Raw genomic sequence first — 20,064 nt, 5'->3', positions numbered from 1 at the left:
TCAGCGCAGCGCCGTGCGACTGGTCGCCGTCGCCTCGAGTGCGACGCCGTCTGGCACGAACAGCGCGATCACGGGCGGCCGCCACGTATCGGCGACCGTGACGCGCGCCGAAACCCCGTCGGGAGTGCCGGCGTCGACGATCACGGCGTCGACACCCACGTCGCGGACCAGGGCGGCGGCCTGCTCGCGGACTCCCTCGTCGGTGAGCTCGGCGCGAGGCTGGCCACTCTCGGCGACGAGGACGAAGCCGTCCGCACCGGCGAGGGCCGCGGCATCCGCCAGGGCGTCGAGACGCTTCTGCGCGAGGTACAGGCTCGTCGCGTCGACGCACACCAGGATCACCGCGATCGCGAGAACCGCATAGCCCAGGGTCAGGATCAGGATGCTGCCCTCGTCGTCGGCGGGCCGAGCATCGCGCAGGCGCTTCAGCGCGCCCCGCGCACTCACTCCGACTCCCAGAAGCGCGACACCTTCTGCGCGGCGGATGCTTCGACCGGGATGCTCGCGAGCCGCTCCAGACCCAGGACCGGTGGTACGAGCGGCAGCGCGACGCGCGTCTGGATGGTCACCATCAGCGTCGACCCGGCCTCGGGGCATGAAACGCCGAGCGGGCGGCACTCGAACGACACGTGAACGGAGTCGGCATCCAGGGAGTACTCGTCGATGACCGAGCGCAGGATGAGGTCGGCGCTGCGGCGTGCGGCATCCGGATTCTCCGCCGTGGACAGCGCCCGCGCGATGTGCCTCGCTCCGGCCTGCGCACCCAGTGACTGACCCTGGATCAGTCCGAGCGACACGATGAGGTAGACGAGCGGGACCAGCAGCAGCAGCCCCATCAGGATGAACTCGAGCGCCGCCGACCCGGCGTCGTCAGGGTCACTCGAGCGACTCGACAGGTGCATGCGCGGTCACCTCCATCAGACGCGGCAGCCCGAGCAGGCCGACCAGCGGCAGGGTCGCCCGCACGCTGATCTCGACCGCGGGGTGGCCGAGCGCGCTCGTCTCGCGCGCCTCGACGTCGGCCGCATACTCGGCGCCGACGGTCCGCGTGACGATCTCGCGGGTGCGCTCGGCTCCCTCGCTCAGTGTCGTGTCGGCAAGGGCCGCCCGGTGCGCGCCCTCCACGGCGGCGTCATGCACGACATTGCGCACGTAGACGGTCAGTCCGAACTGCAGCACGCCGAGCGTGAGGAGTGTCAGAAGGGTTCCGACGAGCACGAATTCGACAGGACTCGATCCGCGATCGTCCGCCCCTTGTGGGGCGGAGCCCCATTGGGGACGAGGCCGGATGCCGCGCACGCCTTACAGACCCGAGACCCGCTCGATGGCCTGCTGGAACAGGTCGGCCAGCGCCGGACCGGCCAGTGCCCAGATCACGACGACGAGGCCGGCTGTCATCAGCGTGATCAGCACCCAGCCGGGGACATCGCCGCGTTCGTCCTCGTACGCGTCCTGCAGCAGGCTGCGCAGCCGCTCTACGGTTCTTGCGAATGCGTTGCGGATCATGGTGGTTCTCCTTCCGGCGGTCAGCCGATTCCGAGTCGAAGCATGAAGATCCCCGGGAAGACGGCGAACAGCACGCTCAAGGGCAGGATGAGGAAGACGAGCGGGAGCAGCATGTAGATCTCTTTGCGGCCGGCGCGCTCGATGAGTCCGCGCTTGGCGTCCTCGCGCGCATCGAGGGCCTGCGAGTGCAGCACATGGGCGAGCGGCGCGCCGCGGTCGATCGCGGCGACGAGCTGGTCGATGCTGCGCGAAAGCGCTGCGATCTCGAGTCGGCTCGACAGCCGCCCGAGCGCTTCGGACAGCGACGAGCCGGTGCCGACGGCGAGAACCACGCCCCGCAGCTCGCTGGTCAGCTCGCCCGCGCCGACCGCACTCACGCGGCGGAGCGAGTCGAGAATGCCCTCTCCTGCCGACAGGCAGAGCGCCAGGAACTCCAGAACGGTGGGCAGCTCCTCCTGGATGCGGCCCACCCGGGCCCGCGCGGCCTGGGATAGCCGTGCGTCGTAGGCGATAGCGGCGACCACGCCGGCCACCGGCGGCAGCAGCGCTGCCGCCGGTGATGCGCGGCCGAGTAGCACGAGCAGGACCACAGCAGCTCCGCCGATCCCGAGCCCGCCGATCGCCCAGGCGAGCTGCCGGCCACGGAAGGCGGCAGCATCCGCCGCCCACCCGGCCTGATGCAGCCGCCGATCGACCGACGCTGATCCGCCCGCGAGGTGCGTGAGGCGCTCCTGCGCGGCCGCCCATAGCGCGGTGAGTTCGGCGCCGCGCGCGTCGGAGCGGAGCGACACGCCCCGCGGATCGGTGACATCGCGGATGTACGGGGCGATCCGCCGCGCGAGCGACGGCGCACCCCATCGCGGGGTGAGCGACACCAGGAAGCAGACGCCGAGACCGAACGCTCCCCCCAGCACGACGGCGAGCGCGATGTCGGTGACGCCGAGCGGGCTCATCCGAACCACCTCCGCGGCTCAGGCAGGCGCCCGATGCGCAGCATGACCCGGTAGGCGACGAAGGAGACAGCCGCCCCCGCGAGAATCAGCGCGACGCCCTCCGGGCTGCTGTAAGCCCGCGAACCCTCGGGCCTCATCGCGAGCATGGCGAGGATCACCCACGGCGCGGCGACCCCGAGCACCGCGGCGCCGCGGATCCATGACTGCCGCGACTCCACCTCGGCGCGCAGGGCGGCGTCGGCGCGTACCGACGCCGCCAACGCGCGCAGCACCGGGGTGAGCTCGGTACCGCCGACCTGCCGGGCCATGCGCAGGGTCTCGACGATGCGGTCGCCGACCGGGTCGGAGAGCGCGAGCTTCAGTCGCTCGGCGCTCGAGTCGAAGTGGCCGGATGCCGCGACATCGCGCGCAAACGCGGCGAAAGGCGGCCGCAGCGGCGCCGGTGCGGACTCAGCGAGACTCGCGACCGCATCGGGGAGCGACATTCCGGCGCGCACAGAGGCGATCAGCAGGTCGCAGACGTCGGGCCACAGCGCCCGGCGCGACTTCACGAGACGGGAGCGCCGTGTCAGCAACCAGGCGAACGGCGCGACGGCGCCGACGACCGCCGCGACGAGCGCGAGGGCCACCACCTGCGTGAGCAGCCACGCGGCGGCCGCGAGGAAGACCGCGGTGCAGACGGATGCCGCCACCAAGCCGGCCGCCGGAACCCGGGTCAGCCCCGCCGACTCCAGCAGTCGGGTCACCCGTCCGGCGGGAACGGTGACCGCGCGCGGTCCGCGCGCCGGCCACACCCACGGCGAGACGACGAGCAGCAGCCCGGCCGCCAGCATTGCGCCCCAGACGAACGTCATGCGGCGGCATCCACCCGGTAGACCGTCCGCGCCTCGACGGCCGAGCCCGCGACTCCGGTCGGCTCGACGATCTCGACGACGCGGCGACGGCCGGTGGCATCGCGCTCGCAGTGCGCGACGAGGTCGACCGATGCCGCGACGGCCGGCAGCACGAACCCCGCGTCGATGTTGCGACCGGCCAGAAGGGGCAGTGCCGCCAGTTTGGCGAGCGCCTCCCGCGCGGAGTTCGCGTGGATGGTCGCCGCTCCGGGCACGCCGGTATTCAGAGCCAGCAGCAGGTCGAGCGCCTCGGCGTCGCGCACCTCGCCGACGATGAGCCGATCGGGGCGCATGCGAAGTGCCTCCTTCACCAGTCGTCGCAGCGTGACCTCGCCGGTGCCCTCGAGGCTCGGCTGCCTACCCTGCAGTGCGACCAGGTCGGGCGCGTCGACGGCGAGCTCGAAAGTCTCCTCGACCGTCACGATGCGGTGATCCGGCGGGCACGCCGCGATCAGCGCTCCGAGCAGTGTGGTCTTTCCGGCGTGCGTGGCGCCGGAGACCAGGATGCTGCGCCCGGTTGTCATCGCCCGCTCCAGCAGCTGAGCTGCCGCCGGCGCGACCGATCCGGTCGCGGTGAGTCTGCCCAGGTCGCGGTATGCGGGCAGGAACTTGCGGATGTTGACCGACCAGTGCCGGCGGGTGATGTCAGGGATCACGACATGCAAACGGCTGCCGTCCGGCATCGAGGCATCCACGAACGGCTGGCTCAGGTCGACGCGCCGGCCGGTGGCGTGCAGCATCCGCTCGACGAGGTCGCGCACCGCCGCATCGCTCAGCGCGAGCGGGACGCGCTCGGCGACACCGGCGCGGGCGATGAAGATGCGGTCGGGGGCGTTGATCCACAGCTCCTCGACGGTCGGGTCGTCGAGATAGGCCTGGAGGGGACCATAGCCCGCCACGGCGGCGAGCACCTCGCGCACGCAGGATGCCTCGTCATCGACCGGAGCCAGACCTCGCGCGAGCGCGAAGTCGTTGTGGCGGCGCACTTCGGCGCGGGCGATCCGGGTCGCGAGTTCGGGATCGCGGCCTGGATCGGTGCGCTCGGCGCGCAGTCGCTCTCGCACGCGCTCGGCCACGACCGCTGCGGCGGTTCCGGCTGGCGCGTGCGCGAGGCTCATCTGTGCATCCTCGCAAGCCAGAGCCGTTCGGCTCCGAAGTTATCCACAGGTGCGCCTGGTCACCTCGAGGAGCAGGATGGTGGGACGGGCGAAAGGAACCCCATGACCGCTTCGAAGAAAGACATCGCACCGGGCCGGCAGGTCGTGGCCGGCCTGTTCGGTGTGGTGCAGCTCGCGCTCGCCTTCCTCGCATTCTGGGATCTCGCACATCGGCCGGCCACCCAGGTGCAAGGGCCGAAGCCGGCGTGGATCCCGGTGATCCTCATCAACGGGATCGGGCCACTCGCCTACTTCTATGTGCACCGCAATCGCTGAGCGGTGACAGCGAATCCGGGGGTCAGCCCCACCGCGACCGCACAGTCGCCTCGGTAGACTGTCAGCACCCGCGGGAGTGGTGAAACTGGCAGACACGCAGGATTTAGGTTCCTGTGCCTCCGGGCGTGTGGGTTCAAGTCCCACCTTCCGCACGCGAGTCCCCTGCCGCCCTCACCGATAGCAGCACTGCATCCGCAACTCGACCGCCGACAGTGACGACCGACGGGAAACACCTTGCACAACATCGCCCTCATCCCGTGGCTCGACCCCGAGACGATCATCGCCGTGGCCGGTCCCTGGGCACTGCTGGTGGTCTGCTTCATCGTCTTCGCCGAGACCGGCCTGCTCGTCGGCTTCCTGCTGCCTGGCGACACGCTGCTGGTCATCTCGGGACTGCTGACCAACACCAGCAACATCTTCGGCGTGAACGTCTGGGTGGTCGGGCTCCTGATCGCCCTGTCGGCGTTCCTCGGCGGTGAGGCCGGCTACTTCATCGGCCACAAGGGTGGCCCTGCGGTCTTCGAACGCAAGGAATCCGGACTGTTCAGCGTCAAGAATGTCGAGCGCACGAACGCGTTCTTCGAGCGCTTCGGCGGCCTCACGATCATCCTGGCGCGTTTCGTGCCGATCGTGCGCACCTTCGCGCCGGTGGCGGCGGGCGTCGGGCACATGCCGTGGCGCAGGTACACGCTCTACAACTTCATCGGCGCCATGATGTGGGGCTTCGGGCTCGTGATGCTCGGCTACATCATCGGTTTCATCCCGTGGGTTGCTGACCTCGTGACCCAATACATCGACATCATCCTGCTGATCGCCGTCGGCGGCACAGCGCTCGTCACGCTCTGGCACTACTTCAGCGAGCGCCGCAAGGCCAGCAAAGCGGCCGCGGCCGGCGAGGACGTCGTAGTCGACGACGAAGAGGCTCAGCACCTGGTCCTGGACCCCGAGGTCTTCGAGCGCGGTCCCGCCCACCCCGACAGCGGTCCGAAGGGCTAAGAAGCCTTCGACTTCTTCGCGGGAGCCTTCTTCGCAGGAGCCTTCTTCGCAGCGGGCTCCTTCGACCCCGTGTTGTCCGTTTCATCGGCCGCGGCATCCGCCGGCCCGCGCGAGCGCGCGGCGCGACTGCGCTCGACGCTGGCACGCAGCGCTTCCATCAGGTCGATGACCTCGCCGCCCTTGACCTCCTCCTGGTGCTCGCCGAAGGTCTCGGACGTATCGAGCGCATCGCCCTGCTCGAGCTTCGCCTCGATGAGTGTGCGCAACTCGTCCTGGTACTGGTCCGAGAACTCCGACGGATCGAAGTCCGCGGCGAAGCTCTCGACGAGGGATGCCGACAGCTCGAGTTCCTTCGCCGAGATGCGCACCGGCTCATCGAGTGCGGGGAAGGCGGCTTCGCGCACCTCGTCGGCCCAGAGCAGCGTCTGCAGCACCAGCACGTCGCCGCGGACGCGGAGGGCTGCCAAGCGCGTCTTCTGGCGCAGCGAGAACCGCACGATCGCGGTGCGCTCGGTCTGCTCGAGCGTCTTGCGCAGCAGCACGTAGGCCTTCGGCGATGCGGAGTCGGGCTCGAGGTAGTAGGCACGGTCGAGCGTGAGCAGGTCGACCTGCTCGCTCGGCACGAACTCAACGACATCGATCTCGCGACTCTTCTCGGCGGGCAGCGACTCGATGTCCGCTTTGGTGAGGACCACGGTGCGCTCACCGTCGTCGTACGCCTTGTCGATGTCGGCGAACGGCACGACCTCGCCGTCGATCTCGCAGATCCGCTGGTAGCGGATGCGCCCGCCGTCCTTGTTGTGCACCTGATGCAGCGGAACATCGTGGTCCTCGGTGGCGGAGTACACCTTCACCGGGACGTTGACGAGGCCGAACGTCAGGGCGCCCTTCCAGATCGCTCTCATCGCACCAGTGAACACCTGTCACAGCCGCGGCGGCTAGTCGGATCGTTGTGCGAACGGTCATCTGTCATCCTCCCGGCGGCGATCACCGCGCCGTAGAGTCGGCGTGTGTCGACCCCACCCGCCCTCGTGCGGCGCCTCGGCCTCTCCGACGCCGTCTTCATCGGCCTCGGATCCATGATCGGCGCCGGGGTGTTCTCGGCCTTCGCTCCGGCGGCCGCTGCGGCCGGCACCGGATTGCTCATCGGACTCGTGATCGCAGCGGTCGTGGCGTTCTGCAACGCGACATCGTCGGCACAGCTGGCGGCCGCCCACCCGACTTCCGGCGGGACCTACGCGTACGGCCGGGCGGAGCTCGGGCCGTGGTGGGGCTTCGTCGCGGGCTGGTGCTTCGTGATCGGCAAGCTCGCCAGCTGCGCCGCGATGGCGCTCACATTCGCCGCGTACGCCGCGCCGCCAGGCTGGGAGCGGCCAGTCGCGCTCTTCGCGGTGGCCGCTCTCGTGACGGTCAACTACTTCGGGGTGACCCGCACCGCGCAGCTGACCCGGGTGATCGTGGTCCTCGTGCTGCTGACGCTTGCCCTTGTCGTGGCCGCCGGCGCCGTAGCCGGGCCTGGTCCGGACGGGTGGAGCGCCTCGAGCCTCACAGAAGGCGGCATGTACGGCATCCTGCAATCGGGCGGCCTGCTGTTCTTCGCTTTCGCCGGCTACGCGCGCATCGCCACGATGGGCGAGGAGGTCAAGGACCCGCGGCGAACGATCCCCCGCGCCATCGTTCTCGCTCTGTCGATGGCGATCGCGGTCTACGCGATCGTGGCGGTCACCGTGCTCGCCGTTCTGGGTCCGGCGGCAACCGCCGTCTCAGCCGCACCACTCGCGGACGCGGCGGCCGCCGCGGGGTGGGGATGGACGCAGCCCGTCGTCCGGGTCGGCGCGGCCGCGGCGTCCCTCGGCGCCCTTCTCGCCCTCATCGCGGGGATCGGCCGCACCACCCTCGCCATGGCGCGCGAAGACGACCTGCCGCAGTTCCTCTCGGCCGTGCACCCGCGGTGGCACGTTCCGCATCGTGCCGAACTCGCGATCGGCGCGATCGTCATCGTCACGGTCGCGTTCGTCGACCTGCGCTCGGCGATCGGCTTCTCGTCGTTCGGGGTGCTGATCTACTACTTCATCGCGAATGCGGCGGCCCTGCGTCAGGGCCCTCGTGCGCGCCGCTACCCGCGCGCCCTGCAGGTTCTGGGGCTGATCGGCTGCACGATGCTCGTCGTGACGCTCCCGCTCGTCGCGGTGCTCGTGGGAACGGCCGTGGTGCTCGTGGGAGTGGCATACCGGTGGGTGCGGCGGCGAATGCTGCGCTGCCGGTTTCGTTGACGGCAGGATGAAGGCATGGCGGATGCCGCGGGTCGAGCGAGCACAGGGGCTTCGAACGAGCAGTTCGCGAGCATCGGCGGCCGCCGGCTGCGCATCACGAACCTCGACAAGGTGCTCTATCCCGAGACCGGGACCACCAAGGGCGAGGTGATCGACTACTACACGCGCATCGGCCCGACGATGATCCCGCACGTCACCGGTCGCCCGGTGACCCGCAAGCGCTGGCCCGACGGCGTCGGCACCGACGAGCATCCCGCGCAGTCGTTCTTCGCGAAAGACCTCGAGCGAGGTGCACCCGACTGGGTGCACCGACTGCCGATCCCGCACTCAGGCGGTCCGAAGGACTATCCGCTCATCGACGACGTGCCGACGCTGGTGTACCTCGCCCAGGTCGCAAGCCTCGAGCTGCACGTGCCGCAGTGGCGCTTCACGCCCGAAGGGGCCCGGGGGGATGCCGATCGCCTCGTGCTCGACCTCGACCCCGGCCCAGGTGTGGGCCTCGCCGAGTGCGCGCAGGTCGCGCGCTGGGCCCGCGAGATCCTGGACCAGATGGGCTTGCATCTGTTCCCGGTGACCAGCGGCAGCAAGGGGATGCAGCTGTACGCGGCGCTGCCTGCCGGGCAGAGCAGCGAGGCGGCTTCGGCGATCGCGCACGAGCTGGCCCAGGCCATCGAGGCCGATCACCCCGACCTCGTGGTCAGCAGCATGAAGAAGGCCATCCGCGGCGGGCGCGTGCTGATCGACTGGAGCCAGAACAACGGCGCGAAGACCACGATCGCCCCGTACTCGCTGCGCGGCCGAGCTCACCCCGATGTGGCCGCTCCGCGCACGTGGGACGAGTTGGAGCGTCCCGATCTCGCCCAGCTCTCCTTCGAGGAGGTGCTCGCGCGGGTCCAGACCATCGGCGACCCGATGTCGGAAATCGGCTACCGGATGAAGACCGACATCGACGGGCGCGTGCAGCCCGGCAGCGCGCCGGTGACGGCAGCCTTGCGAGCCGACGGGCCGGCGGATGCAGCCGCGGATCCGCCCCTTGCCTGGCCGCCGACCGCCGCCGCCCTGCGGCCGATGCTCTCGACCAGTTCGACACCCGAGAGGGCGAAGCTCGCCGTACGCCGGTGGGGCGACCCGGTCTGGGCGGAGGCCAAATGGGACGGCATCCGGGCGGTGGGCGTCTGGGACGGCAGCCGGCTGCGCCTGGTGGCCCGAAGCGGAAACGACTTCACGTCCACATACCCGGACGTCACGGATGTCGATGTCGGCCTGGGCGCCGAGCCGGCCATCCTGGACGGCGAGATCGTCGCGATCGACGAGCGCGGACGGCCGAGCTTTCCGCTGCTGCAGACGCGGATGAACCTCCAGCGCCCGGCGGAGATCGCCCGCGAGGCGACGCGCACGCCGGTGCAGTACTACCTGTTCGACGTGCTCGCAGCGCACGGGCGCGATGTGACGGGCCGGCCACTGCGAGAGCGCCGGCAGATCCTCGAGGAGCTCGCCTCTGCCGCTACCGCCCCCGTGGTCGTGCCGCCCGTCTTCGACGACGTCGACGGTGCCCTGGCTGCCAGCGAGAAGTACGACCTGGAGGGGGTCGTGGTCAAGGATCCGGCCTCCCCGTATCGTCGCGGCGACCGCTCCGAGACCTGGCTGAAGGTCAAGCTCACCCGCACCCAGGAGGTCGTGCTCGCCGGCATCCGGCCCGGCCGGGGCGGACGCGCCCAGACGTTCGGGTCGCTGCTGCTCGGCATCCCCGGCCCCGGCGGACTCGAGTACGCGGGCCGGGTCGGCACCGGGTTCAGCGACGTGGCCCTGCGCACGCTGGTGCGCACGCTCGAACCGCTGCACACCGACCAGAACCCGCTGCTGTCGGTGCCGGCGCTCGACGCCCAGGGGGTGCAGTGGCTGCGCCCCGAGATGGTCGGCGAGGTCCAGTTCGGCGAGTTCACTCCGGGCGGCATCCTGCGACATTCGCGTTGGCGGGGCCTGCGGCCGGACAAGTCCCCCGCCGATGTGGCGCGCGAGTCCTGATCCTTCTCGACGGATGCCGGAGCTCAGGCGTGCGCGTCGTTCTCGACGTGCCCGGCGGGCTCGAGCTGGAACGTCGAGTGCTCGACGTCGAAGTGCTCGCTGAGGCACGACTGCAGCCGCTGCAGGATCGGCCCCGCCCCGCCGTCGGCCAGCGTCGTGTCGTCGACGACGACGTGGGCGGTGAAGACCGGCGCGCCGCGGGTGAGCTGCCACACGTGCACGTCGTGGCAGTCGACGACCCCGGGCGTCGCGAGGATGTGGTCGCGGATCTCGGTCACGTGCATGCCCGTGGGCGTGGACTCGCTGAGCACCGAGACCACCTCGCGCAGCAGGGTGATCGCGCGCGGGATGATCATGGCGGCGATCAGCAGCGAGGCGATCGCGTCGGCCTGCACCCAGCCGGTCGTGATGATGATGATCGCCGCGACGATGACGGCGGCCGAGCCGATGAGGTCGCCCATCACCTCGAGGTAGGCTCCGCGCACGTTGATGCTGGTGCGCTGCGCCGCGCTCAGCAGCCACATCGCCACTGCATTGGCGACGAGTCCGACGATCGCGACGACCAGCATGAGCCCGCCTGCGACCTCGACCTCGCCCGGAACGAGAAGCCGCTGGATGCCCTCGATCGCGACCCAGATCGACAGTGCGACGAGGATCACGCCGTTCACGGCGGCGCCGAACACCTCGGCGCGCTGGAATCCGAAGGTGCGACGGTCGTTCGCCGGGCGTGCCGCGACGATGCTCGCCACCAGCGCGATGACCAGGGCGGCGGCATCCGTGAACATGTGGGCCGCGTCGGCCAGCAGCGCGAGCGATCCTGACAGGACCGCCCCGACGATCTGCACGATCATCACGACGGACGTGATCGCGAGCGAGATCCCCAGCAGCCGGCGATTGCCGGTGCCGCGGATGCCGGGCGGGTGGTCGTGCATGTCTTCAGGCTACGACCGCCCGCGGCCAGGCGCGCGGTTTCGGCTAGTCAGGTGTCTCGACGCGCCTCTTCACGGCTGCTCGAGGCCCGTGAGACGTTCTCACCGGTCAGATCAGCGCGAGCAGTGGAGTCAGCGCCGCGAAGGCGCGCGAGCGGTGCGACGCTGCGTTCTTCTCCTCGGCCGACCACTCCCCGACGGTGCGCTCCGCGCCGTCGGGCTGACCGTCCGGGATGAAGATCGGATCGTAGCCGAACCCGCCCCCGCCCGATGCCGCGGCGGCGAGCCGACCGTGCCAGCGACCCTCCACGACATGCTCGGACGCGGTATCCGGCACGACGAGCGCGATCGTGGAGACGAAAGACGCCGTGCGGTGAGGATCAGCGACATCGGCGAGCTGATCGAGCAGCAGCGTCAGATTGGCGGCGGCATCCTTCGCATGTCCTGCCCAGTACGCGGAGAACACGCCCGGCGACCCGCCCAGCACGTCGACGCAGATGCCGGAGTCGTCGGCAAGCGCCGGCAGTCCGGTGTGCGCAGCGGCGGCGCGGGCCTTGATGAGCGCGTTCTCGGCGAAGGTCACGCCGTCTTCGACGGGCTCGGGTCCGTCGTAGCCGATCACCTCGAGGTCGGGCCGGGTGGCGGCGACGATGGCCTGGAACTCCTCGACCTTGTGCGCGTTATGGGTTGCCAAGACGACGCGTCGATGGCCGACGAATGACGAGGAATGCGGCATCCGCTACTGCCCCGCGAGCGCAACGGCCTGCAGGTCGCGAAGGTCCGCGCATCCGCCGACACCGAGCTCGAGCAGCGCATCGAGCTCGCGCTTGTCGAACGGGGCGCCCTCGGCGGTGCCCTGCACCTCGACGAACAGGCCGCGCCCGGTGACGACGACGTTCATGTCGGTCTCGGCGCGCACGTCCTCTACGTAAGCGAGATCGAGCATCGGCTCGCCGTCGATGATGCCCACCGACACCGCCGAGACCGAGTCGATCAGCGGAGTGGACCGCTGCGCGATGAACTTCTTGGCGCGACCCCACTCGATCGCATCCGCGAGGGCGACATAAGCGCCGGTGATCGCGGCGGTGCGCGTGCCGCCATCTGCCTGCAGCACGTCGCAGTCGATCACGATCGTATTCTCGCCCAGCGCCTTGGTATCGACGACCGCACGCAGCGCGCGACCGATGAGCCGGGAGATCTCGTGCGTGCGACCTCCGATCCTGCCCTTGACGCTCTCCCTGTCGTTTCGGCTGTTCGTCGCCCGGGGCAGCATCGCGTACTCCGCCGTGACCCAGCCCTTTCCTTTGCCGGCCAGCCAGCGCGGTACGCCGTTCGTGAACGACGCGGTGCACAGCACCTTCGTGTCGCCGAACGAGATGAGCGCCGAGCCCTCGGCGTGGCTGCTCCAGCCGCGCTCGATCGTGATGGGGCGTATCTGGTCGGCCGAGCGGCCGTCCTTGCGGACGGTGGCGGGGGTGATGTCTGTCATGGGGCTCCTCGGGATGGGACGGGTGCCTCAGCGAGGCGTGGGGAGGTCGATCGCGCCGGTCTGAACGAGCTGGACTTCGGTGACCTCCCGGCCCATCAGGCGGTGGGCGAGGCGGAGGAAATCGTCGGCGGACGCACCGGTGGCCTCGTAGACATGGCGTGGTGCGGCATCCGGCCCGGCGAGGAGGTCGCGGCTCACCAGCTGGCGGTATACGTCCTTCGCGGTCTCGGTGTCGCTCGAGACGAGCGACACCTGGGAACCCATGACATAGCTGATCGCGCCCTCGAGGAACGGGTAGTGCGTGCAGCCGAGCACAAGCGTGTCGACACCGGCGTGACGCAGCGGCGAGAGGTACTCCTCGGCGACGGCGAGCACCTCGGGCGAGTCGGTGACGCCCGCCTCGACGAACTCGACGAACCGCGGGCACGCCTCAGCGAAGACGGTGAGCTTCGCGTTGACCTCGAGCAGGTCCTGGTAGGCGCCCGAGCCGATCGTGCCGGCGGTGCCGATCACGCCGATCCGGCCGTTGCGGGTGGTCGAGATCGCAGTGCGCACGGCGGGGCCGATGACTTCGACGACCGGCACGTCGTAGCGCTCGCGCGCATCGCGCAACATCGCAGCCGATGCGGTGTTGCAGGCGATCACGAGCATCTTCACGCCCTGCCCGACGAGCGTGTCGAGGATCTCGAGCGAATAGCGGCGTACATCGGCGATCGGCTTCGGACCGTAAGGTGAGCGGGCGGTGTCGCCGATGTACAGCAGCGATTCGCGCGGCAGCTGCGCCGAGATCGCCCGGGCGACGGTGAGCCCGCCGACCCCGGAGTCGAAGATGCCGATCGGCGCGTCATTCACGATGGTCCAGCCTACCCGGGGCATCCGCGCGGGTTGCCCGAGTCCCGATCGCGCCCGACCTAGGCTGACCACATGAGCACGCGCAGCACCGCCCTGCACACCGACCGCTACGAGCTGACCATGCTCGAGGCCGCGCTGCGCGATGGTACCGCGCACCGGCGGTGCGTCTTCGAGCTGTTCGGACGGCGCCTCCATGGCGGCCGCCGCTTCGGAGTCGTGGCCGGTACCGGACGACTGCTCTCCTTGATCGCGGACTTCCGCTTCGGCGACGACGAGCTGAAGTACCTGCGCGATGACCGGGTGGTGGATGCCGCCACCCTGGACTTCCTCGCCGGCTACCGGTTCAGCGGCTCGATCACGGGGTACCGCGAGGGCGAGCTGTACTTCCCCGGCTCCCCGATCCTCACGGTCGAGGGCACATTCGCGGAGGCGGTCGTGCTCGAGACACTGGCGCTGAGCGTGCTGAACCACGACTCGGCCGTCGCGACCGCAGCCGCTCGGATGTGCATCGCGGCGGGCGAGCGCCCGGTGGCCGAGATGGGTTCGCGGCGCGCTGGCGAGGAATCGGCGGTCGCCGCCGCCCGTGCCGCCTACATCACCGGCTTCGGCGCGACCAGCAACCTGGAGGCCGGGCGGCGCTGGGGCATCCCGACGATGGGAACGGCGGCGCACGCGTGGACGCTGCTGCACGACACCGAAGAAGACGCGTTCCGCTCGCAGGTCGAGGCGCTCGGAACCGGGACCACCCTGCTCGTCGACACCTACGACACGCGCCGCGGGGTGGAACTCGCCATCAGGGTCGCCGGCACCGACCTCGGCGGGGTCCGCATCGACTCTGGCGACCTGACGACCGTCGCGGCCGAAGTGCGGGCCCAGCTGGATGAGCTCGGCGCTGCCGCGACGAAGATCACTGTGACCAGCGACCTGGACGAGTACGCGATCGCGGCACTGGCGGCATCCCCCGTCGATTCCTACGGCGTCGGCACGTCCGTGGTCACCGGGTCGGGAACCCCCACGGCGGGCATGGTCTACAAACTCGTCGCCCGACAGGCGGCTGACGGCTCGTGGGTGGGCGTTGCGAAGGCCTCGATCGACAAAGCCTCGAAGGGCGGTCGCAAGGCGGCGTTCCGCACGCTCGAGCACGGCAAGGCCACGAGCGAGCTGATCACTGTTTCGGACGGCTTCGAGCAGGTCGACACACCTGAAGAGCACGCGAACGCGCGGCCGCTGCAGGTGCCGCTGGTCTCAGGCGGAGAAGCGGATGCCGCCTACCTGGGTCACGCCGGGGTAGAGGCCGCGCGCGAGCACCACGCCCGGGTTCGCGGGGAGCTGCCGGTGCGCGGGCTGGCGCTCAGCCGGTCGGATCCGGCGATCCCGACCGTCTACGTCGACGCCGAGCGGTGATCTCAGGCACTCAGCCGACGAGCGACTCGTAGATCTCTTTGCATGTCGGGCAGACCGGAAACTTCTCGGGGTCGCGCCCGGGCGTCCACTTCTTGCCGCAGAGCGCGCGCACGGGCTTGCCCGTGATTGCCGACTCGAGGATCTTCTCCTTCTTCACGTAATGGGAGAAGCGCTCGTGGTCGCCGGGTTCGAGATTCTCTTCCCGGATGAGCTCTTCGAGTTCCCGGTCGAGGGTCAGCGTCGCACTGTCTGGGCCACCCTGATCCGGGCTGTCGAGAGGGGTGCTCATGGTCAGCCAGTGTATCGCGCGCTCGGGCCATCAGGGCAGGGGCGATCGGAATGCGCGGCTCAGATCGACTCGGCGAACTCCATCAGCCGGCCGCCGCGGCGCTCGAACATCGCCGATCCGATGGCGATTCCGACGATCAGAACCGACACGCCGATGCCGAGGCCGCCCCACAGCGCCATGGTGGCCGCGTCGATGTCGCCGTTCAGCGCGAGCCATCCCCACCACAGTGAGGGTACGCTCAACGCGATGGCGCCCAGCATGACCGTGGCCTGGGTGATCGCGGCGCCCGCACCGGTGCGCGGCGGCTGCTGGAACGGACTCTCGCCGGGCCGCGAGGCGGCATATGGCGCGACCACCGACGAGATGCTCGACAGACCCATACCGCAAAGGAACAGTGCCGCGCACGCGCCCACCATCGCCGGCAGCAGCGACCACCGGCCGTGCAGCGAGATCGCGACCGGAATCAGCACGGCCAGGAGCGGGATGCCGATCAGCAGCACCGGAACCAGTCGGCCGATGCGATCGGAGACGCCGCGCAGGCCGCTGGCGATGTGCATCCAGACGGCCGTCGAGTCGTAGGCCACGTCGTTGTGCGGCAGCCAGCCGAGGAAAACCGCGACGATCGGCACGGGCACCAGCACGACGATCTCGGGGGGCACGCCGGCGATCAGCAGCGGGACGGTGGTCAGCGCCGCCGCGATCGGGATGACCACGATGTTGACGAGGTACCGGCTGTCGCGGAGCCAGTAGACGAGGCTCCGCGCGGCGACCGCACCGCTGGGCGTTCCGGGGGCCACTGCGAACCAGCCCAGACCGCCGCGATCGCGCACCGAGACCGGCCGCTCGGTGCTCGACAGCATCCGGCGCACGAGCACGACCCACAGCAGCGCGAGCATGATCAACGTCGCGAGGGCGACCAGCAGCGCGGGCGCCGCGGACGCCATGCCGCCCTGGGCGATCCGCCCGGGGAAAGCCCATGCCGCGCCGAGCGGCGTCAGCCCCAGCACCGAGACCGCCTCGCCGAGCTGGGTGGGAACGCGGCCGCGCCACTCCAGCGACGCGAAGAACACGCCCACCGGCACGACCACCACCAGGACCCCGAGCGCGAACAGGCCGGACAGTTCGCGCGAACGACGCTCGCGCAGAAACAGGGCCGTGAGTGCCATGCACACACGTGCGAGCAGCACGCAGGTCGCGACGCCCAGCACCACGCCGAACGCACCGGCCGCCCAGGGCACGCCATGCTCTGCCCACACGATCGCCGCGCACACGGCGACCGCGATCAGCGCGAACGTGGGAACGCTGAGCAAGCCCGCGACCGCCAGCACCGCGGCGAGCCGTCCGCTCGGAAGACCGAGGACCATGAAGCGGCGCGGGTCGAGCGGGTCAGTCGCCCCTGCGATCAGCGGGGCGAGCGCGAACCCGAGCGTCACGGCGGAGCCGCCGAGCACGATGACGGCCAGCACAACCGGCGCGGCGGCATCCCGCAGTGTCAGCAGCGCCCAGCAGGCGACAGCCGTGGCGGCTGCGAGTACGAGCAAGCCCACCACCGTCCGCCGCACATGCGCGGCATCGCCGCGGAGAGCACCCAGCAGCAGGGCGATCCTCAGTCGGAGAACGTGTGCAGCCACTCGAGGCCCTCCACGTCGCTCAGCCCGCCCGCGAGTTCGATGAAGCGCTGCTCGAGCGTGAGCTCGCCGCGCACCTCGTCGATGGTGCCCTCGGCCAGCACCTGGCCGGCGACGATCACGGCGACCCGCGAGCAGACGCGCTCCACGAGGTCCATGCCGTGACTGGAGAGGATGACCGTGCCGCCGTGCGCGACGTACGTCTTGAGGATGTCGAGGATGATCGCGCTCGAGACCGGGTCGACCGACTCGAAGGGCTCGTCGAGCACGAGAAGCCTCGGCGAGTGGATCAGCGCACCAGCAAGCATGACCTTCTTCACCATGCCGGCGGAATAGTCCGAGACGACTCGGCCGAGCGAGTCAGACAGGTCGAAGGCGCGGGCCAGATCGGTGGCGCGACTCTCCACGACAGCCGGCGGGAGGCCGCGCAGCAAGCCGTAGTAATGCAGCAGCTGCCGGCCGGTAAGGCGATCGAAGGTGCGCAAGCGGTCGGGGAGCACGCCCATCTGCCGCTTCGCGCCGAGCGGGTCGGATGCCGCGTCCACGCCGTTCACGCTGATCGAGCCGCGATCGGGCCGAAGCAGACCGGCGATCATCGACAGGGTTGTGGTCTTGCCGGCGCCGTTCGGTCCGACGAGGCCGTAGAAGATGCCGGCGGGGACGGTCAGATCGATGCCGTCGACGGCTCGCGTCTCACCGAAAGACTTGGTCACGCCCTTGACGCCCAGCGCGACGGCGGCGGTGTCGATGGATGCCGCGGCCGGCGTTTCCGGCACGACGACGGCGGCTGGTTCGAAGTCACGCTTGACCTCGGGCTCGGCGAAGTCGGTCGGCGGTTCAGAGACCTCGGCAGGAAGCTCGGCGACCTCGGGCTCGGCGAAGTCGGTCGGCGGTTCAGAGACCTCGGCAGGAAGCTCGGCGACCTCGGGCTCGGGCTCGGGCTCCGGTTCAGGCTCCGGCTCGGGCTCCGGCTCGGGCTCGGGCTCCGGCTCGGGCTCGGGCTCCGGTTCGGGGGGCTGCGTCTGCTCGATCGGCGGCAACGGCGGTTTCGGTGGGATGACGAGGTCGGCAGGCAGGGGCGGAGGTGCTCCGGGATCGGCTGCGACCTCCTTTCGCGGCGTCTTGCCGGGCGGTCGCTTCACCGGCGCTTTGACTGCGGGATTCGCACTGGGCTTCTGCTGGGCGGCGAGCTCGGCGGGGGTCTCCGGCTTGGGAGGCAGGGACAGCACCGCGCCTTCCGAACCGCGCGCACCGCCACGGTCGCCATCCGGGTCATCCGAGTGTGCGTCCTGTGGCATGGGCAGCGAGGCTGTCACGGACACAACCTACCAAGCCTGTCCGCGGGTCCGGCAATGCTCGTCATGGGTTGACAGCGACCGCGTCATGTCACAAATCGGCAACGACGGCCCGACATTATGCCCCTTCACAGGCGCCATCGCTACCCTGGATTCGGCACGAGGGGGTGTCGAGTCGGTGAACCGACAGTGACAGCACTCATCTCAGGAGCAGACTTTGACCCTTCAGACCGTGATTCTCGCAGCCGGAATGGGCTCGCGGCTGGGTCGTAGCCTGCCCAAGCCGCTGACCGAGCTCAGCGACGGCCGCAGCATCATGCAGCAGCAGCACGACAACATCCGTGCCGCTTTCGGCACGGATGCCCGCATCATCACGGTCGTCGGGTACAAGGCCGAGACGATCGTGGAGGCCTTCCCGCAGGTCGATTACGTCTACAACGACCGCTACGACCAGACGAACACCTCCAAGAGCCTGCTGCGCGCCCTGACCAAGAGCGGCAAGGGCGGCGTGCTCTGGATGAACGGCGACGTCGTGTTCGACCCGATGGTGCTGGGCCGGGCGATCGAGCTGATCGAGCGGGAGCAGTCGTTCGTGACCGTCAACACCTCCAAGGTGAGCGACGAAGAAGTCAAATACACCGTGACCGCCGATGGTTTCATCCGGCGGCTGTCCAAGACCGTGAAGGGCGGGATGGGCGAGGCCGTCGGCATCAACTACATCTCGAGGGCAGACAAGAAGGCGTTCATCCGCCAGCTTTCGCGCGTTGACGACCAGGACTACTTCGAGCGCGGCCTCGAGCTGGCGATCGAACACGACGCGGTGCTGCTGCATCCGCTCGACATCTCGGATCTGTACGCGGTCGAGGTCGACTTCGCCGAAGACCTCGAGCGGGCGAACCGCTTCGTCTGATTCTGCTCGGCTGCACACCGCCAGAGGTGCGCAGAGCCCAGCATTCGCTCAGTGCGCGCGCATAGGATCGGGCCGTTATGGCCGACAAGGTGCACCGCATCCACTCCCTCCCCGATGACGCTCCGTGGACGGGAGGGCTTGCGCCGGCCGGTTCGGACGAGCATCCGATGTTCGTGCGCATGCTCGATCGGGTCCTCGCCATCCAGCGGCCGGTCGTCGTTTCGCACCTGCGCAGCATTCGCCTGCGCAACCCGAACGCCACCACCGTCGAGATCGTGCGCATCCTCGAGCGGCGCTACCTCGCCGCCGTGACCACCGGCGGTGCATCCGTCGGAGCGACGGCGGTCGTTCCGGGCATCGGCACCGGGGTGACGCTCGCGCTCAGCGGTGCCGAAACCGTCGGATTCCTCGAGGCCACCACGCTGTTCGCCCAGTCCGTCGCCGAGGTCCACGGCATTCCGGTCTCCGATCCCGAACGTGCCCGCGCGCTCGTGCTCACGATGATGCTGGGCAAGGAGGGAGTCGATCTCGTCTCGCAGCTGGCGAGCCAGGCTGCGGGCAAGGGGGTGACGCGCGATCGCTACTGGGGCGAGCTGGTCACCAAGAGCATCCCCCGCGCGGCGATCGGCCCGCTCGTGGACCGGCTCAAGAACAGCTTCATCCGGTCGTTCGCCGGTCGCGGCGGTGCATCGTTCATCGGCAAGGCGCTGCCGTTCGGCATCGGCGCGGCAGTCGGCGGCGCGGGCAACCACATCCTCGGTCGCCGGGTGCTCGTCGGCTCCCGACGCGCGTTCGGACTGCCGCCGATCGACCTGCCGGCCGACCTCGAGCCTCGCCCTGACACCCTCCGCCTCGAACACGCCGCCACCCGCGGCATCCGGCGGGCCGGCGGAGCAATCGCCGGAGGCGTCACACGCGGCGTGTCGGCGGTCGGCTCGGCAGGACGCAGGGTCGGCGGCGCGGTCACACCGCGCAAGCGCACCGAGATCGAGGGCAGCGAGATCGAGGGCGCCGCGCTCGAGGGCGCCGAGGCCGCGGCATCCGTCGACGATCGGCTCGATGCCGGACTCGCCGACGACTGACACCGCGCACCCGGTCCTCCTCCCCAGTGAGGGCGGATCGCGCGTCGCTCACAGCAAGACCATTGCAGCCCCGATTCGGCTGAGCCGGCGTCTGACGCCGCGCCTAG

22 protein-coding genes and 1 tRNA gene are annotated in these 20,064 nt (G+C 69.9%); 8 read left to right on the top strand and 15 right to left on the bottom strand.

Going from position 1 to position 20,064, the window contains the following annotated elements:
- Genes QZV84_RS02335 through QZV84_RS02305 form a run of 7 tightly spaced genes read right to left on the bottom strand, consistent with a single transcriptional unit; the run spans position 1 to position 4,470 of the window.
- Complete coding sequence (locus QZV84_RS02335) at positions 1-447, bottom strand: pilus assembly protein TadG-related protein (protein ID WP_292824716.1); 447 nt, start codon at positions 445-447, stop codon at positions 1-3.
- Positions 444-902 carry a TadE family protein gene (locus QZV84_RS02330; protein WP_292824713.1) on the bottom strand — a complete coding sequence of 153 codons (459 nt, stop codon included), beginning with the start codon at positions 900-902 and terminating at the stop codon, positions 444-446. Before QZV84_RS02330 ends, QZV84_RS02335 begins: the two co-directional genes overlap by 4 nt.
- Entirely contained in the window at positions 877-1,299 is a 423-nt protein-coding gene (locus QZV84_RS02325) for a TadE/TadG family type IV pilus assembly protein (RefSeq protein WP_363331852.1), read from the bottom strand. The genes QZV84_RS02330 and QZV84_RS02325 overlap by 26 nt, the downstream gene beginning before the upstream one ends.
- A gap of 3 nt (positions 1,300-1,302) precedes the next feature.
- On the bottom strand, positions 1,303-1,506 hold the full coding sequence (locus QZV84_RS02320) for a hypothetical protein (protein ID WP_292824710.1): 204 nt from the start codon (positions 1,504-1,506) through the stop codon (positions 1,303-1,305).
- Positions 1,507-1,526: 20 nt separating this feature from the next.
- Positions 1,527-2,459 (bottom strand): type II secretion system F family protein, encoded by a 933-nt coding sequence (locus QZV84_RS02315; RefSeq protein ID WP_292824707.1) that lies wholly within the window; start codon positions 2,457-2,459, stop codon positions 1,527-1,529.
- Complete coding sequence (locus QZV84_RS02310; RefSeq protein WP_292824704.1) at positions 2,456-3,313, bottom strand: type II secretion system F family protein; 858 nt, start codon at positions 3,311-3,313, stop codon at positions 2,456-2,458. The genes QZV84_RS02315 and QZV84_RS02310 overlap by 4 nt, the downstream gene beginning before the upstream one ends.
- Complete coding sequence (locus QZV84_RS02305; protein WP_292824701.1) at positions 3,310-4,470, bottom strand: ATPase, T2SS/T4P/T4SS family; 1,161 nt, start codon at positions 4,468-4,470, stop codon at positions 3,310-3,312. Before QZV84_RS02305 ends, QZV84_RS02310 begins: the two co-directional genes overlap by 4 nt.
- A 102-nt stretch (positions 4,471-4,572) precedes the next feature.
- Between QZV84_RS02305 and QZV84_RS02300 the strand changes: the two genes are divergently transcribed.
- The 3 genes from QZV84_RS02300 (at position 4,573) to QZV84_RS02290 (ending at position 5,781) form a co-directional block, all read left to right on the top strand.
- Positions 4,573-4,785, top strand: a complete 213-nt coding sequence (locus QZV84_RS02300) for a PLDc N-terminal domain-containing protein (RefSeq protein WP_292824697.1) — start codon at positions 4,573-4,575, stop codon at positions 4,783-4,785.
- A 70-nt stretch (positions 4,786-4,855) separates the two neighbouring features.
- Positions 4,856-4,937, top strand: a tRNA-Leu gene (locus QZV84_RS02295).
- An 82-nt stretch (positions 4,938-5,019) separates the two neighbouring features.
- Positions 5,020-5,781, top strand: a complete 762-nt coding sequence (locus QZV84_RS02290) for a VTT domain-containing protein (RefSeq protein WP_292824694.1) — start codon at positions 5,020-5,022, stop codon at positions 5,779-5,781.
- On the opposite strand, the gene QZV84_RS02285 is transcribed toward QZV84_RS02290, so the two are convergent.
- Complete coding sequence (locus tag QZV84_RS02285) at positions 5,778-6,686, bottom strand: Ku protein (protein ID WP_292824691.1); 909 nt, start codon at positions 6,684-6,686, stop codon at positions 5,778-5,780. The genes QZV84_RS02290 and QZV84_RS02285 overlap by 4 nt on opposite strands.
- Before the next feature lie 105 nt (positions 6,687-6,791).
- On the opposite strand from QZV84_RS02285, the gene QZV84_RS02280 reads away from it, so the two are divergent.
- Complete coding sequence (locus QZV84_RS02280; protein WP_292824688.1) at positions 6,792-8,054, top strand: APC family permease; 1,263 nt, start codon at positions 6,792-6,794, stop codon at positions 8,052-8,054.
- 15 nt (positions 8,055-8,069) lie between these two features.
- Positions 8,070-10,079: a non-homologous end-joining DNA ligase gene (ligD, locus tag QZV84_RS02275; RefSeq protein WP_292824685.1), complete on the top strand. Its 2,010-nt coding sequence runs from the start codon at positions 8,070-8,072 to the stop codon at positions 10,077-10,079.
- 23 nt (positions 10,080-10,102) lie between these two features.
- Here ligD and QZV84_RS02270 read toward each other — a convergent pair whose 3' ends face one another.
- From QZV84_RS02270 to murI, 4 genes are all read right to left on the bottom strand, one after another.
- Positions 10,103-11,011, bottom strand: coding sequence for a cation diffusion facilitator family transporter (locus QZV84_RS02270; RefSeq protein WP_292824682.1), 909 nt, complete (start codon positions 11,009-11,011; stop codon positions 10,103-10,105).
- A gap of 106 nt (positions 11,012-11,117) precedes the next feature.
- A complete protein-coding gene (gene rdgB / locus QZV84_RS02265) occupies positions 11,118-11,744 on the bottom strand; it encodes an RdgB/HAM1 family non-canonical purine NTP pyrophosphatase (RefSeq protein ID WP_292824679.1) in 627 nt (208 codons plus the stop codon).
- 3 nt (positions 11,745-11,747) lie between these two features.
- Complete coding sequence (gene rph, locus QZV84_RS02260; RefSeq protein WP_292824676.1) at positions 11,748-12,497, bottom strand: ribonuclease PH; 750 nt, start codon at positions 12,495-12,497, stop codon at positions 11,748-11,750.
- Positions 12,498-12,524: 27 nt separating this feature from the next.
- Positions 12,525-13,349 (bottom strand): glutamate racemase, encoded by an 825-nt coding sequence (gene murI, locus QZV84_RS02255; protein WP_292824673.1) that lies wholly within the window; start codon positions 13,347-13,349, stop codon positions 12,525-12,527.
- Positions 13,350-13,421: 72 nt separating this feature from the next.
- On the opposite strand from murI, the gene QZV84_RS02250 reads away from it, so the two are divergent.
- Entirely contained in the window at positions 13,422-14,753 is a 1,332-nt protein-coding gene (locus tag QZV84_RS02250) for a nicotinate phosphoribosyltransferase (protein ID WP_292824670.1), read from the top strand.
- A 10-nt stretch (positions 14,754-14,763) separates the two neighbouring features.
- Here QZV84_RS02250 and QZV84_RS02245 read toward each other — a convergent pair whose 3' ends face one another.
- From QZV84_RS02245 to QZV84_RS02235, 3 genes are read right to left on the bottom strand one after another with little or no spacing between them, the layout of a single operon-like run.
- Positions 14,764-15,042: a DUF3039 domain-containing protein gene (locus QZV84_RS02245; protein ID WP_292824667.1), complete on the bottom strand. Its 279-nt coding sequence runs from the start codon at positions 15,040-15,042 to the stop codon at positions 14,764-14,766.
- A gap of 59 nt (positions 15,043-15,101) precedes the next feature.
- Entirely contained in the window at positions 15,102-16,673 is a 1,572-nt protein-coding gene (locus QZV84_RS02240; protein ID WP_292824665.1) for a hypothetical protein, read from the bottom strand.
- Positions 16,649-17,968 carry an ATP-binding cassette domain-containing protein gene (locus tag QZV84_RS02235; RefSeq protein WP_292824662.1) on the bottom strand — a complete coding sequence of 440 codons (1,320 nt, stop codon included), beginning with the start codon at positions 17,966-17,968 and terminating at the stop codon, positions 16,649-16,651. Before QZV84_RS02235 ends, QZV84_RS02240 begins: the two co-directional genes overlap by 25 nt.
- Positions 17,969-18,182: 214 nt before the next feature.
- Between QZV84_RS02235 and QZV84_RS02230 the strand changes: the two genes are divergently transcribed.
- Positions 18,183-18,875, top strand: coding sequence for a phosphocholine cytidylyltransferase family protein (locus QZV84_RS02230; protein WP_292824659.1), 693 nt, complete (start codon positions 18,183-18,185; stop codon positions 18,873-18,875).
- Between the two features lie 77 nt (positions 18,876-18,952).
- Positions 18,953-19,957 carry a hypothetical protein gene (locus QZV84_RS02225; RefSeq protein ID WP_292824657.1) on the top strand — a complete coding sequence of 335 codons (1,005 nt, stop codon included), beginning with the start codon at positions 18,953-18,955 and terminating at the stop codon, positions 19,955-19,957.
- Positions 19,958-20,064 lie beyond the last annotated feature (107 nt).

Origin of the sequence: Microbacterium sp. (genome assembly GCF_011620715.1) — a bacterium.
Lineage (GTDB): Bacteria > Actinomycetota > Actinomycetes > Actinomycetales > Microbacteriaceae > Microbacterium.
The sequence above is the reverse complement of the archived record's forward strand: the minus strand, read 5'-3'. Positions and strand labels throughout refer to the sequence as shown.